This is a genomic window from Chromobacterium violaceum ATCC 12472 (assembly GCF_000007705.1).
In the GTDB taxonomy this organism is placed as follows: domain Bacteria; phylum Pseudomonadota; class Gammaproteobacteria; order Burkholderiales; family Chromobacteriaceae; genus Chromobacterium; species Chromobacterium violaceum.
On record NC_005085.1, the window covers coordinates 1,468,737 to 1,482,694 of the forward strand.

At 69.0% G+C, this 13,958-nt stretch carries 15 protein-coding genes; 1 reads left to right on the forward strand and 14 read right to left on the reverse strand.

Annotated features, from left to right (window positions below):
* Nucleotides 1-9 precede the first annotated feature (9 nt).
* Nucleotides 10-588, forward strand: coding sequence for a LysE family translocator (locus CV_RS06805; protein ID WP_011134945.1), 579 nt, complete (start codon nt 10-12; stop codon nt 586-588).
* On the opposite strand, the gene CV_RS06810 is transcribed toward CV_RS06805, so the two are convergent.
* The 14 genes from CV_RS06810 to CV_RS06875 form a co-directional block, all read right to left on the reverse strand.
* Nucleotides 585-1,301 carry an HAD family hydrolase gene (locus CV_RS06810; RefSeq protein ID WP_011134946.1) on the reverse strand — a complete coding sequence of 239 codons (717 nt, stop codon included), beginning with the start codon at nt 1,299-1,301 and terminating at the stop codon, nt 585-587. The two genes, CV_RS06805 and CV_RS06810, sit on opposite strands and share 4 nt — an antisense overlap.
* A gap of 78 nt (nt 1,302-1,379) precedes the next feature.
* The gene (locus CV_RS06815; RefSeq protein WP_043595710.1) at nt 1,380-2,453 is read right to left on the reverse strand and encodes an aldose epimerase family protein; all 1,074 of its coding nucleotides are present in this window, start codon (nt 2,451-2,453) and stop codon (nt 1,380-1,382) included.
* Nucleotides 2,450-3,424 carry an ABC transporter substrate-binding protein gene (locus CV_RS06820; protein WP_011134948.1) on the reverse strand — a complete coding sequence of 325 codons (975 nt, stop codon included), beginning with the start codon at nt 3,422-3,424 and terminating at the stop codon, nt 2,450-2,452. Before CV_RS06820 ends, CV_RS06815 begins: the two co-directional genes overlap by 4 nt.
* On the reverse strand, nt 3,421-4,113 hold the full coding sequence (locus CV_RS06825; protein ID WP_011134949.1) for an HAD family hydrolase: 693 nt from the start codon (nt 4,111-4,113) through the stop codon (nt 3,421-3,423). Before CV_RS06825 ends, CV_RS06820 begins: the two co-directional genes overlap by 4 nt.
* A 26-nt stretch (nt 4,114-4,139) precedes the next feature.
* On the reverse strand, nt 4,140-5,318 hold the full coding sequence (locus tag CV_RS06830) for an MFS transporter (RefSeq protein WP_011134950.1): 1,179 nt from the start codon (nt 5,316-5,318) through the stop codon (nt 4,140-4,142).
* Between the two features lie 183 nt (nt 5,319-5,501).
* The gene (locus CV_RS06835) at nt 5,502-6,098 is read right to left on the reverse strand and encodes an NUDIX domain-containing protein (protein WP_011134951.1); all 597 of its coding nucleotides are present in this window, start codon (nt 6,096-6,098) and stop codon (nt 5,502-5,504) included.
* The gene (mtnP, locus tag CV_RS06840; protein ID WP_011134952.1) at nt 6,095-7,003 is read right to left on the reverse strand and encodes an S-methyl-5'-thioadenosine phosphorylase; all 909 of its coding nucleotides are present in this window, start codon (nt 7,001-7,003) and stop codon (nt 6,095-6,097) included. Before mtnP ends, CV_RS06835 begins: the two co-directional genes overlap by 4 nt.
* Nucleotides 6,996-8,105, reverse strand: a complete 1,110-nt coding sequence (locus CV_RS06845) for a fatty acid desaturase family protein (RefSeq protein ID WP_011134953.1) — start codon at nt 8,103-8,105, stop codon at nt 6,996-6,998. Before CV_RS06845 ends, mtnP begins: the two co-directional genes overlap by 8 nt.
* Complete coding sequence (locus tag CV_RS06850) at nt 8,105-8,776, reverse strand: HAD family hydrolase (protein ID WP_011134954.1); 672 nt, start codon at nt 8,774-8,776, stop codon at nt 8,105-8,107. Before CV_RS06850 ends, CV_RS06845 begins: the two co-directional genes overlap by 1 nt.
* A complete protein-coding gene (locus CV_RS06855) occupies nt 8,773-10,131 on the reverse strand; it encodes an NAD(P)/FAD-dependent oxidoreductase (RefSeq protein WP_011134955.1) in 1,359 nt (452 codons plus the stop codon). The genes CV_RS06850 and CV_RS06855 overlap by 4 nt, the downstream gene beginning before the upstream one ends.
* The gene (locus tag CV_RS06860; protein ID WP_043595714.1) at nt 10,112-11,218 is read right to left on the reverse strand and encodes a DegT/DnrJ/EryC1/StrS family aminotransferase; all 1,107 of its coding nucleotides are present in this window, start codon (nt 11,216-11,218) and stop codon (nt 10,112-10,114) included. Before CV_RS06860 ends, CV_RS06855 begins: the two co-directional genes overlap by 20 nt.
* Nucleotides 11,215-11,730 carry an NUDIX hydrolase gene (locus tag CV_RS06865; RefSeq protein WP_011134957.1) on the reverse strand — a complete coding sequence of 172 codons (516 nt, stop codon included), beginning with the start codon at nt 11,728-11,730 and terminating at the stop codon, nt 11,215-11,217. The genes CV_RS06860 and CV_RS06865 overlap by 4 nt, the downstream gene beginning before the upstream one ends.
* Nucleotides 11,727-12,842 carry a DegT/DnrJ/EryC1/StrS family aminotransferase gene (locus tag CV_RS06870; RefSeq protein WP_011134958.1) on the reverse strand — a complete coding sequence of 372 codons (1,116 nt, stop codon included), beginning with the start codon at nt 12,840-12,842 and terminating at the stop codon, nt 11,727-11,729. The genes CV_RS06865 and CV_RS06870 overlap by 4 nt, the downstream gene beginning before the upstream one ends.
* A gap of 17 nt (nt 12,843-12,859) precedes the next feature.
* Complete coding sequence (locus CV_RS06875) at nt 12,860-13,912, reverse strand: Gfo/Idh/MocA family protein (RefSeq protein WP_011134959.1); 1,053 nt, start codon at nt 13,910-13,912, stop codon at nt 12,860-12,862.
* Between the last annotated feature and the right edge of the window lie 46 nt (nt 13,913-13,958).

Sequence of the window (13,958 nt, forward strand, 5' to 3'; positions counted from 1 at the left end):
GGAGGCGGCATGATCTGGAACTTCATCGCGGCCACCGCGCTGGTCACCCTGATGCCAGGGCCGTCGCTGCTGCTGATCGTCGGGGCTTCGATGCGGAGAGGGTGGCGCGCCGGCGCGGCTGTCACGCTGGGCGTGGTTCTGGCTGACGCCGTTCTGTTATTGGCGGTGCTGGGCGGGTTGGGGACGTTGGCGAGAGCGGCTCCTGTCGCGCTGTCATGCTTGAAATGGCTGGGGGCGGCTTACTTGTTGTATCTGGGAGCGGCGCAGTGGCGCTCGGCGGGACTGGCGCCGGCAAGCGACGGGACCGGCGGTTTCCGCCGCGGACTGGCCACCACGCTGCTCAACCCCAAGATCATCGTTTTCCTGGCGCTGTATTTCCCGCAGTTCATCCGGCCGGGTGAGGATGCTGGGCGGCAGATGCTGCTGCTGGGACCGCTGTTCCTGCTGACGGTGCTGGCTGTGTTCCTGCTGTGCGCGGCCGCCGCGCGAGGATTGCGCGGCATCGCGTCGGGGAGGGGCGGCGTTTGGCTGGAGCGGGGCAGCGCTTGCTGCTTGATCGCCTGCGGCCTGTATTCCGCTGTCGGCTAGAGGCGGCGATTCGCATTCAGGACATGGCCAAGCCTTCCATTCAAGGATGCGGTGGCGGAGGCCCTTTCCAGCCATTGCCATAGTTCGGGGGAGTTGAAATCGGCGATGACCGAGTCGGCGCCGGCTTCGCGCAGCGCGACCTCGGGCAGCATGCCGGCGATGGCGAAGGTGCGCAGGCCGGCCTGCTTGGCCGCGCGGATGCCGGATGGAGAGTCTTCGAACGCGCACGCGCGTTCGGCCCGCCCTCCCACTCGGGCGAGTCCGGCGAGATAGGGCAGCGGGTGAGGTTTGCCGTAAGCCAGCTCGTCGCCTATCACCAGCGCGTCCACCCGGGAAGCCAGGCCCAGGCCGTCCAGCATCAGCTCGGCGTTGGCGCGCGGCGCGTTGGTGACGACGGCGACGGCCGCGCCTTTGGCCTGGGCCCAATCGAACAGCCGCAGCGCGCCCGGGGTGGGGCGCAATTGGCCGACCGAGGCGCGGAACAGTTGCTCCTTGCGCTCGGCCAGCTCCCGGTGCCGCTCGGGAATGCCCGGCAGCAGCGCGCGCATGATGGCTTCGTTGGTGGAGCCGTGGACATGCCGCAGATAGCCGTCATGGTCCAGTTCCCGGCCGTGCTCGGCCAGCAACGCGCGGAAGGCGCGGAAATGCAGTTCGTCGGTATCGGTCAGGGTGCCGTCCAGATCGAACAGCAGGGTGAAATCGGCTTGGGGCATGGCGGAGAGTTGTGTTCGGGTTTCGCGCCCATGGTAGGCGGCTTGCCGCCGCCGGGCAAGCCGCCCGGCGGTTTGCGCTCAGCGGGGCGGGGCGATGCCCAAGCGGTAGATGGTGGTGCTGCGGTAAGGCTGCTCTGGCCGCAATACCGAGCTGGGGAAGTGGGGGACGTTGGGCGCGTTGGGAAAGTGCTGGGCTTCCAGGCAGAAGCCATCGGATTGCCGGTAGGCGCGTCCGGACGCGCCGTTGTAGCGACCGGTGAGCACGTTGCCGCTGTGCAGCTGGAGGCCGGGTTCGGTGGTGAGCACGTCCAGCAGGCGACCGCGGCTATCTTCCACCACGCGCGCGGCCAGCCGCGGGTAGGGCTCGGCGCCGTCGCGCGATAACGCGTAGCAATGGTCGTAGCCGCGTCCCAGCCGGATTTGCGGGTCGTCGGCCCGTATGTCCCGGCCCAGCGGCTTGGGTTCGCGGAAATCGAATACCGTACCCTGCACGCTGCGGATTTCGCCGGTGGGGATCAGCGCTTCCGTCACCGGCAGGAAGTGGTCGGCCAAAATGGCCAGCCTGTGGTCCAGCGCGCTGCCGCTGCCTTCTCCCGCCAGGTTGAAATAGGCGTGGTTGGTGGTGTTGAACACGGTGGGGCGGTCGCAGCTGGCCTCGCAGCTGATCACCAGGTCGCCGGGCGGCTTCAGCGCGTAGCTGACGGTCAGGGTCAGCCGCCCGGGGAAGCCCTGGTCGCCATCCGGGCTTTCCAGCCGCAACAGCACTTCTGGATGGTCGGGCGCATCGGCCACGGCGGCCACCTGCCACAGCCGGCGGTCGAAGCCTTCCGGCCCGCCGTGTATGGCGTGGCTGCCCTCGTTCAGGTCCACCTGGTGCCAGCGGCCGTCCAGCTGGAAGCGGCCGTTTTCTATCCGGTTGGCGTAGCGGCCCATGGTGGCGCCCAGGCGGCCGCCGGCCTGGCGGTAGTCGTCCAGCCGGGTGTAGCCCAGCACCACCGAGTCGAAGTGGCCGTGGCGGTCGGGGCTGCGCAGCGACTGCAAGGTGGCACCCCAGGCCAGGATGGCGGCGCTGACGCCGTTGCTCAGCGTCAGCTCCACTTTCTCGACGGTTTCGCCGCCTGGCAGGGTGCCGAATGCGGAACGGGTGATCATGGGGTTTTCTCCGGTTTGGGCGCGCGCGCGGCGCGCAGCCGCATCAGCGCGTCGAAGCGTTGCAGGACGGCGGGCCGCTCGCGGCTGGCCCGCTCCGGATTGATGGGGAACAAGGCCGGCTCGCGTTCGCCGCGCAGCAAGAGCTTGGCGTGGTGGCGGAACAGGTCGGCGGCCTCTTCGGACATCACCCAGTCCAGCGCCCGGCGCGCCAGCGCCTGCTGGCGGCTGCCGGCCAAAATGCCGTAGACCTCGGCCTCCGCGCCTATCGCATCCTGCGGCAGCGCCTGGACCAGCGCAGGGTTGTCGCTCAGCCGGCGCCGCGCCGCTACGCGCACGGTGACGCCCAGCGCCGCGCCGCCATCGCCGACGCGCGCGGCCGGTTCCCAGGCCGAGCCGGGGTAGTCGATCACGTTGCGGTCTATCTCCACCATCAGGCGCCAGCCGTCTTCCGGCCCGTAATACTGGAGGATGGTGGTCAGCGCCAGGTAGCCGGCGCCGGAGCGGCGCGGGTCGGGGAACAGCAGGGATTGGCGGAGCGTCGGCGAGGCCAGATCGGACCAGCGTGCAGGAAGGACCGCGCCGCGCGCCTGCAACAGGGCGGGGTCGGCGACGAAGGCGAGGGAAAAGCCGGTGGGCCGGCAGAAGCCGTCGGCGTCGCAGCCGCCGCCTGGGGCCGGCGGCGCGATCCGGGTGGCGATGCCGGGGCTTTGCGCGGCGGTGTCGGCCCAGCCCAGCACCAGGTCGCCCTCCGGACCGGACAGCAGAAAGGCGGTCAGGCTGGAGGTGGGCATTCTCCACACGGTGATGGCGACATCGGGCATCAGCCGGCTCAGCGCTTCCAGATAGTCGGCCAGTTCGTAGGGTTCGAAGGCGCTGTAGGCGATCAGATGGCCGCCTGCGCCGCTGCCGGTGGCGGCCTCGATGCGGACCGCGTCGGCGGGCAGGCCGGGGGGAGGCGCGGACGGGCTCATGCTCCGGACTCCTCGGCCGCGGCGCTCAATTCCAGCGCATCCAGCCGCCGCCACAGCTCGGCGGCGGTGAAGTCGGCGATCACTTCGTCGGCGCCGGCGCCGCGCAGCGATTCGGCAGGCAGCGCGGCGCCGACGCCGAAGGTGTGGATGCCGGCGGCGCTGGCCGCTCGCACGCCGGACAGCGAGTCCTCGAAGGCCAGCGCGCGCTCGGGGCGGCCGTTCAGCCGCTGCAGGCCGGTCAGGTAGGGCAGCGGATCCGGCTTGCCGCGCGGCAGCTCCTCGCCTATCACCAGCGCGTCTATCCGTCCCAGCAGATCCAGTCCGGCCAGCATGCGCTCGGCGTTGGTGCGCGGCGCGTTGGTCACCACCGCGATCGGCACCCGGCGCGCCTCCGCCCATTCGAACAGCGCCAGCGCGCCGGGCGTCGGCTCCAGCTTGCCGATGGCGGCGCGGAACAGTTCTTCCTTGCGTTCGGCCAGGCGGCGGTGCGAGTCCTTGGACAGGTCGGGAAACAGTTCGCGCATGATCGCGTCGTTGGGCGCGCCCATGATGCGTTCCTTGTAGATCTGCATGGTGATGCTGCGTTTATGGTCGGCCAGCAAGGTCTGGTAGGCGCCGAAATGCAGGATGTCGGTGTCCACCAGCGTGCCGTCCAGGTCGAACAGCAGGGAAAAATCGGCTTGGCTCATCGTTGTTCTCCTTGTTTGCGCAAGTCTCAGGCCTTGTGCGGCAGCGCGTGGCGTTGCCCAGCGGCCAGGCAGGCCGCCGCCATCAGCAGCGGCAGGACGACAAGCATGCCGATCGCATTGACGAGGCCCGCCATTTGGCCGATATAGCCCAATACGATGGGGACCACCAACAGGGAAATGCCGACGGCCTGGGTGGCGCCCACGGAAATCAGGCCGACATGGCCGGGTTCGAGCCGGATCGCGTTGCTGATCAACAGCGGGAAGAAATTGCCCAGGCACATGCCGGCCAGCGCCAGCGCGGCGATGGTGACGGCGGGCAGGGCGCTGGCCCAAAGGCCGAGGATGGCGACGCCGCCCAGCAGAATGACCGCCATCAGCATGTTGCGGCCGTCGAAGCGCGCCAGCAGCCGGCTGGAAACGAGGCGTCCGAACACGGTGCCGCCGAAGAAGACCGACATCAGGCTGACCGCCTGGGCGGGCCCCAGGCCCAGCCGGCTTTCCAGGAACTGGGCGCCCCAGAAGCCTATGCCCCATTCCGCGCCTATGCCCAGCAGCACCGAGATCCAGCACAGCGCCACCGCCAGCGGCACGCCGCCGCGCGCGGCGCTTCGGGTTTCATCCGCCTGTTCCGGCCGGCCGGCAGGGGCCGGCAGCGGCAGGATCAACGCCAACGCCAGCGCCGCCGCCAGCAGCGTCCAGCGCCAAGGCAGGCCCAAGGCGGCCAGCTGGCCGACCAGCAGCGGGCCGGAGAACACGCCGGCGCCGGCGAAGATGAAGGCCTCCACCATCGCCATGTCGCGGTGCTCGGTCTGGTGCCAGGCCAGGGCGGCCTGCACCGCGGACTGGAGCACGCCGCCGGTCAGTCCCATGGCGATCGCCGCGGCCAGGGTGCCGGCGAAACCGCGCGCCTGCGTGATGGACAGCACGGCCAGCACCATGGCCACGGCCGCGCCGCGCACCAGCGGACCCAGGCCCAGCCTGGGCAGCAGCCAGCCGCCCAGCAGGCCGGACGCGACCAGGCCGCCGGCATAGCTGGTAAAGTGCCAGCCGACCTCGATGGGGTCGTAGCCGAACTCGGCGCGCAGGAAGGGCAGGGTGGAACCCAGCACCGACTGCTGAAAACCGAATACCGCCAGCACCAGGTACAGGAACCAGGTGGGGCCGTCGCGGCGGAAGGGCCGGGGGGCGCGGATGCTGTCTGTCATCGCGGTTCCTTCTGTGTCGAATGGGGCGGCTTGTCGGGCCGCGCCTTGTCAGGTGGAGGGGCTGCGCCGATTCCGCTGCCGGCGGCTGCCGGGTGTTTTGTGGTCTGCGGCTCTGGGCGACCGGAGGTTTTGAGAGGGGCATCCGCGCCGGCTGAAGCCGGCGCAGCCTGGCAGCCGGACGCGCTAGTCCAGCAGCCGGTGCAGTTGCGCGTACTGCAGCAGCATGATGGTCTTGCCGTCGGCGATGTCGCCGCAGTCCACCATCGCCAGCGCCTGCTGCAGCGGCAGCTCCAGCACCTCCAGCTCCTCGCCGTCCGCCGCTACGCCGCCGCCGTCGCCCACCTTGTCGCGGGCGTGGTATTCGCCGACGAAGAAGAACAGCTTTTCGGTGACCGATCCCGGGCTCATGAAGGCCTCGAATATCTTGCGCACATTGTCTATCCGGTAGCCGGTCTCCTCCTCGGTTTCGCGGCGGATGCAGGTTTCCGCGTCGTCCTGGTCGAGCAGGCCGGCGCAAGCTTCGATCAACATGCCGTCGTGTCCGTTGACGAAGGCTGGAAAGCGGAACTGGCGGGTGAGGATCACCGAGCGGCGCGCGCGGTTGTACAGCAGGATCACCGCGCCGTTGCCGCGGTCGTAGGTTTCGCGCGACAGCGTCTGCCAGCTGCCGTCGCGGCGCCGGTAGTCGAAAGTGGTCTTGCGCAGCACGTACCAGTCATCGGACAACACTTCCACTTTCTGGATGCGCACCCGTTCCCGAGTGGCGGCGACATCGCTCATGAATTTTCCTTTTGCTTGTTCATCAATCGGTTGGCGTTTGGCGCCACGGTCAACAGTTTCGCGAGCATGGCCGGATCGCGTTGTTCCGGCGCGGTCATGATCGCGGTGTCCAGCGCGCGGTCGCAGCCGCAGCGGCAGGCGCCGGCGTGGCGTCCCAGGCGTTGCACCGCTTCTTCCACCAGGCGGCGCGCGCTGTCGCCGACTTCGGCCATCCGCTCCGCCACCAGCGCGGCATTGACCGGTTCCTGCGATTCGAACCAGCAGTCGTAATCGGTGGGGATGGCCACCAGCGCGTAGCACAGCTCGGCTTCGCGGGCGAGCTTGGCTTCCGGCATTGCGGTCATGCCTATCACGGTGCCTCCCCACTGGCGATAGAGCAGGGATTCGGCGCGGGTGGAGAATTGCGGACCTTCCATCACCACGTAGGTGCCGCCGTCGCGGGCCGGCACGCCCGTTGCGCCGACGCTGTCGGCCAGCGTTTCGCGCATCCGTCCGCAGACCGGGTCGCCGAAAGGCACGTGGCCGACCAGGCCGGGACCGAAGAAGGTCTTGTCCCGCATCAGCGTGCGGTCGATGAACTGGTCGACCAACACGAAGCGGCCGGGGGGCACATCCTCGCGCAGGCTGCCCACCGCGCTCAGCGACAGGATCTGGGTGCAGCCGACGCGGCGCAGCGCGGCGATGTTGGCCCTGGCGTTGATGGAGGCGGGCGGGATGGTATGGCCGGGGCCGTGCCGCTGCAGGAAAGCGACCGGCACGCCGCCGAGATAGCCGGTGGTCACCGGCGACGACGGCGCGCCGAAGGCGGTGGCGCAATGGTGGACGCGGGAGTCGGTCAGGCCCAGCAGGCGCTGGAAACCGCTGCCGCCTATGATGCCGATGCGGGCCGGATGGGATTCAGTCATGGTGGCTTCCTTGGGTGGAGAGGCGGCCGGACAAGGGCTGTGCGACCAGCCGCTCGCGCAGCTCGGACAGCGCCGACGGCGCGTTGCCGCGGCGGAACAGCAGGCCCTCGCTGGCATGCTCGGTGTAGCGCGGGTCGTGAATCTTCAGATGGCGATCTATCGCCGGCAGGTAGTTCCAGCGCACGCCCGGGTACAGCGAGTGGACGAGGTGGTAGGCGTCCGAGGTGGGGGCGATGAACACCCGCACCAGCCAGCCGGCGACGCCGAAATAATCGGTGGGACGGCCCATCAGGTACTCCAGCTCCAGCCGCTCCAGCGGGAAGCCGGGCATGAACCAGCGGTGCTCGGCCAGCAGCGATACCCAGGCGAACACCGGGTAGGAAGTGAGCAGCGGCAGCAGCCAGCCGAAAACCACGCCTGCCCAGCCGCCGACCCAGTACAGCAGCGCGCCGGTGGCCAGCAGCGTCGCGCAGCGGGCGAACGCCGTCGCGCGCGAGTGGTTGAGCATGCTGTTTCGGGCCATGGTGGCGAGATTGTTCCAGAAGCCTGCCGGGCTCAACGGGTAAAACAGCCGGGAGAGGAAGGAGAGATCGGACAGCCCGGCCGCGTAGCCGCCGGCGAACACCCGGGCGCGGTTGGGGTCCAGCTCCGGGTGGTTGGGCTTGCGGTGATGGTCGCCGTGGGTCTTGTGGCGGCTGTGCATGTCGCGCTTGAACACCGGGAACTGGTAGAAAATATCGCTCAGCCACCATTGCCAGGCATGGGACGGGCACAGCGCGAAGTGGACGGCGTTGTGGCCGAACTCCTGCAGCGCGCGCATGCGGCCGCCGCTCCACAGCACCACTAGCATCCAGCCCAGCACGGAGTCGGCCAGCGCGGCCGCCATCACCGCGGCGACGATGTCCAGCCAGGTCCAGACGAAGGGCAGCGGCGCCAGCCAGCCGTCCAGCGGGCGGTAATAGGTTTCCGGATTGTCGTCGATGCGCGGCAGCAGCCTGAGCCTGCGCATCACCGGTCCGCTGTCGCGGTAATAGAAGTAGACGACGCCGCGCATCGTCAGCGAGGCGGCCAGTACCGCCAGCAGCGGATAGAGGGTATGCATCAGGGTTCTCCCGCGGCGGCCAGGGCCGGCAGCAATTGCGACAGGCTGGCGCAGACGGGCGCGTCGCCTTCATCCAGCCGCTTCCGGTCCTGGTGGCCGGTTTCCACCAGCAGCGCGCGCCAGCCTACCTGGCGCGCCACTTCGCAGTCGTGCAGCGTGTCGCCGATGAACAGCGTGTCTTCCGGCGGCAGGCTTAGCCGGCATTGCAGTTCCCGCGCTTCCTCCAGCTTTCCCGAGGCGTGGGTGTGGCCCAGTCCGACCACGTGCTGGAAGCGGTCAAGCAGGCGCTTGGCTTCCAGCGTGCGCACCAGCACGTCGCGCTGGGACGCCGACAACACCGAGACGGCGATGCCGCGCGCGGCGGCGAGTTCCAGCAGTTCGTGCACGCCGTCGTGAATCGGACAGCGCGCGACATGGGCGTCGAAGTGCTCCAGATAGACGGCGACGATGTCGGCGAATGGGTGGCGGTTGAAGTCGAAGCCCAGCCGGGAATAGAAGCCGGCGATCGGAAAGCCGAATTCGCGCCGGTAGCGCTCGCGCGTGACCGGTTCCGCGTCGAAGCGCGCGCAGCAGCGGTTTACCGAGGCCACCGCCAGATCGATGTCGTCTATCAGGGTGCCGTTCCAGTCGAATACCAGGTGGCGGACACCTGCCAGCCAGGCCGCGCTCATGTTCGCGCCTCTCCGGGCAGCAGCGAGCCGAGCACGATGCGCGCGGCGATCGGCGGCGCGTACAGCCGGGACGGATTGACGATCAGGTTGCTGACGCCGATCTGCGCCTCCAGCGCGCCGCGGTGATAGGCGGACAGCCGGGTCAGGCCGGCGCCGTACCAGTGCAGGAAGCGGGTGCGCCAGCCTCGTTCGCCTTCGGTTTCCGGGAAGCGCAGATCCTCGGTGACCGCCATCTGCCAGGCCGGATCCAGCGCGCGGCACAGCTTTTCCTGCAGTTCCTGGCAACGCAATCCGCCGGCGAGCAGCGCGTCCAGATTCTCGTCCAGGCATTCGGCCTCCAGCGCGCACAGCGTCATGCCCTGGCTGTACAGCGGGTTCATGCTGGCCAAGGCGTCGCCGACCACCAGCAGGCCGTCCGGCCAGCGCGGCAGTCGGTCGTAATGGCGGCGCAGGCTGCCCGGCATGCGGAACACCGACACGTCGGACAGCGGTTCGGCATCCCGTATCACTTGGTGGATGTCCGGCATCGGCAGCGCGGCTAGCGCTTTGAGGAAGGCGTTCGGATCGCGGTCAGGGTAATGGCCGAACCAGCCTCCGGTGGTCACCATCCAGCGGTCGCCCTCTATCGGACTGATCACGCCCATCGCCCGTTGATGGGGAGGCGTGGCCAGCACCAGCAGCACTTTCCACTGGTTGGCGAACTCGGGCCGGCGCCGGTAGATGCGCGAAGCGTAGCCGAGGTCGGTCTTGACCATGCTCTTGTCCACCGCGCCGAGGCCGGCGGTTTCCAGCCAGCCGGGCAGGCGGGTGCCGCGGCCGCTGGCGTCCACCAGCGCGTCGGCGTCCAGCGTCCAGGCATGGTCGTCGTTGCGCAGCCGGACGCCGCCGACCGCCAGCCTGTCGCCGTCTCGGCGGAAGTCCAGGCCTTCCATCTGGGTGCGCGACAGCACCGTCACCTGCGGCAGCCGCGCGACGCGGCGGCGCAGATGGGTGTCGATCAGCCGGCGGCTGCAGTAGTGGGCGTGGATGCCGCAGCGATAACGGTTTTTCCAGCGGCCGGCCTGGTACCACTTGACGTCGTGGCCCAGGTCGGCCACCAGCGCGCCGGCCTGCTCCAGTTCGGACAGGAAGCCAGGGAAGATGGCTTCCATGATGTCCTTGCCGCGCTGCAGCAGCAGGTGGACGTGGTGTTCCTGCGGCACGCTCTGGCGCGCGCCGGTTTCGTTGTGGAAGTCGCTTTTTTCCACGATGGTCACGCGCGGATAGCGGCGGGCCAGCACGGCCGCCGCCAGGCAGCCGGCGACGCTGCCGCCCAGCACCACCGCGTGGGCGTTTTCAGTTGGGGACGTAGTCATTCAATGTCCTCGCGATGTAGTCGAGGTCCGCGTTGCCCAGGTCCGGGTGCAGCGGCACCGTGGTCAGCGAGCGCAGCAGCCGGGCGGCGTTGGGGCACTCCCGGCGGTAGCGCGCCAGCAGCGGCAGCTGGTACAGCGGCTGGTTGTCGTACTTGCCGATGTCGGACGGGATGCCGCGCGCCATCTGGTAGCGCACCAGTTGCCGGCCGTCATGGCCGACCGCCTGCAGCAGCAGCGCATAGCCGTTGGCTTGGCCATGCTCGGGCAGCGGCAATTCGCGCAGCGCCGGGTTGCCCAGCGCGGCCAGCAGCCGCTCGCGGTTGCTCAGACGGATATCCAAGTGCCGCGCCAACTGCCGGCTGCGCGCCAGGCCCAGCGCCGCTTGCAGGCCGCCCAGCTTCAGGTTGATGCCCACGCTCCGGCCGGTGAGGTTGCCGAAGCGGGTGTAGGCGCGGATGCGCTCGGCTCGCTCCGGATCGGCGGTCATGACGAAGCCGCCCTCGCCGGTGGACATGAATTTGCAGTCGTGGGTGCTGAAGCAGCAGATCTCGCCGATGCGCGCCAGCCAGTCGCCGTTCAGCCGGGTCATGTGGCAGTGGGCCAGATCCTGGATCAGCGGAATGCCGCGCGCGCGCAGCAAGGCCCAGGTCCGGTCCGAGGGGACGGGATAGCCCCACATCGGCACTTCGATCGCCGCGCGGGTGCGCGGTCCAAGGCAGCGTTGCAGGTCGTCCGGGTCCAGGCCGAAGCTGTCGGGCGCCGTGTCGCAGAACACCGGCACCAGGCCCTGCGCCAGAATGGGCAGCACGGTGCAGATCGGGCAGGTGGGCGCGAGCACCACTTCGTCGCCGGGGGAGAAGTCGATGCCGGCCAGCGCGGCGTGGACCGAGGCGGCGCCGGAGGAAACGGCGATCACGTGCGGGAAACCGTACAGGCTTCCCAGCGCCGCTTCGTATTCCGCGACGACGTCGGCGGTGCCGGACAGGCCGCCGCGCAGCGCGCGGGCGAGTTCGGCGGCATCGTCCGGCGTGTCGTGGGCGCAGGTTTCGGCGATGTGGCGTGTTTCAAGCGCGATCGTGCTCATCATCGGACTCCCTGCTGCACCGCCTGCCATACCGCCTGGTCGTCGTACAGGCCCTCCAGCATGCGGCGGAAATTGGCGAACATCGGCAACGCGTCCAGCCGTTCGCGCGGGAAGAAGCCGACTTCCACGGCTTCGCGGCCTGGTGGACAGCGCCGTTCCGGCGTCGCGCACAGGTAGATCAGGTCCAGGTGGTAGTGCGGGGTCTTGGGATCGGCGATGTACTCGCACAGCACCCGGTACGGGCGGTGCAGCGCGGAGACATCGGCCTCTTCATCCTCCAGCGCGAGATCCCGTTCGCCAAGCAGCCGAGCGTGGATCCCGGTTTCCTCGCGCACTTCGCGCAGCGCCGCCTCATCCGGCGTTTCGTGCCGTTCGACGTGGCCGCCGGGGTACAGCCAGACGCCGAGCTTGCGGTGCCGCAGCAGCAGCACCTCATGGTGGGGGTTGAGCACGAAGGCGGAAGCGGTGAAGTGCCGTTCCAACCCGGCGCGCTGCATCGCGCGGTCGGTGATCATGGCGCCTGGTACCCGTTGATGACGTCCGCCATGTAGTCCAACTCTTCCTCGCCCAGCGCCGGGTGTACCGGCAGCGTGGTCATGCCGGAGAGCAGCGCTTCGGCATTCGGGCAGTCGCGGCGGTACTGCTCCAGCGCCGGGAAGCGGTACAGCGCCTGGCAGCCGTAGCGCTTGATGTCGGATGGAATGCCGCGCGCGTCCAGGTAGTCGATGAAGGCGCGGTTGTCGGCGAACCCCAGTTCCAGGTTGAGAAAGTAGTAGTTGGGGTTGCCGCCTTCTATGATCCGCTTTTCCCGAACCTGGGGGTGGCGCAGCCGTTGCAGCAGATGGCGGGCATGGGTGCGCCGGCGGTCTATCTGCCCGGCGAGCTTGTCCAGCCGGCTGTGGCCCAGCGCCGCCGGCAGCGCGGCCAGCTTGTAGTTGAGGCCGAAGTCCGCGCCGTTGAGGTTGCCGAAGCGGCTGTAGGAGCGGCAGCGCTCGGCGAGCTCGGCGTCGTCGGTCAGCAGGAAGCCGCCCTCGCCGGTGGCCAGCGGCTTGCGCTCGTGGGTGCTGAAGCAGGACAGGTGGCCGTAGGACGACAGGTGCCGGCCGTGCAGCGTGCTGCCGTGCGAGTGGGCCAGGTCCAGAATCAGCTTCAAGTCCAGCGAGTCGGCCAGTCCCCGCAATTCGTCCACTTCAGTGGGGTAGCCCCACATCGGGATGTCGATCAGCGCCGAGGCTCGGGGGGTGACGCGTTCCCTCACCGAGTCCGGATCGGCGCCGAAACCGTGTTCGCGGGTGTCCACAAACACGGGATTGGCGCCGGCGGCGATGATGGGGTAGACCGTGCACAGCGGGCAGCTGGGCGTCAGCAACACGTCATCGCCGGGCTGCACGCCGGCGGCGAACAGCGCCACGCTCACGGCCGCGCCGCCGGAAGACACGGCGATGGCCTCGGCGGCGCCGAACCAGGCGGCCAGCGCTTGCTCGTAGGCGACGACGGTGTCGCTGGTGCCGGACAGCGCGCCGCGCAGCGCCCGCTCCAGCGCGGGGAGATCGTCCGGGTATTGCGGACGGTATTTGTCGGAGATCACGCGGCCGGCGGTCTGGGCCGCGGCGATGGTTGCGGTCATGGAGGACTCCCGTTCGGTTACAGCGACAGAGATTCGATGCCGGTGCGTATCCGGCTATGGGCGTTTTGCAGGCCCTGGGCCACGGCGTCGGCCGAGCAGATTTCCTCGATCACGCGGTAGGTGGGCAGCAGGCTGGCGAAGTCCGCCTCGAAGCGGCGGTGCTCGCGTATCGCCTGGAAGAACTGGTGCAACTCGCCGTGGTAGCCGCTGCGCTCGTAGCCGGAGTCCAGCGGCCCAGGCTGCCAGGCGCCGCGCCAGCGCTTGGCCGCGCCGGTGGGGCGGGTCGCGTGTTCGGGTTCGTGCAGCGTGATGTTCCACAGGTTGTCGAGCTCCACCAGCGTGGAGCTGGAACTGACCAGCTTCATGTCGAACTCGAAATAAGGGAAGCTGGTTCCGGCCAGCAGACTGGCGGTGGCGCCGGATGAGAAGGCCATGTCTGCCTTGACGATCAGCGCGTCGTCGTGGCGCTGCACGCTGGATTGCACGCGGCGCAGCTCGCCGTCGCCGAAGGTGATGGCCAGGTCTATCGTGTGGATGGCCTGCGCCAGCAGGAAGGAGCGCAGCGTGGAGTCCAGCCCCCACAGCGGGGCGCGCGGTTTGTTGGCGTAGTGGTTGAGCTGGATGTGCAGGGTCTCGCCGAATTCGTCCACCTGGGTCATCTCGCGCAGTTGGCGCACCGGGCGGGCGAACTTGAAGTTCATGCCCACGCCGGATACCACGTCGCTGCGGCGCGCGGCATCGATCAGCGTTTCCAGCTCCTCCAGCGTCGCGCACGGCGGTTTTTCGACGAACACGTTGACGCCCTTGCTCATCGCCAGCAGCCCCATTTCGAAGTGCAGCTGCGGCGGGCCCGCCATCACCACCGCGTCCAGCGGGACCTGGTTCAGCATGGCCGGCACGTTGTCGAGCACCGGGATGTCGGAAATGAAGCGGTGGACGCGCCGCGCCCGTTCCAGATCGCTGTCGCACGCGGCGACGATCCGTATGTCCTGCATCTGCAGAAGAGACGGCAGCAGGTTTTCCTGCATCTGCGCGCCGATGCCGACAAGGCCAACCTTGATCAAGCTCATCGTGAATCTCCATGACCGGCCCCGCGCCAGGCGCGGCGTGCCCGTG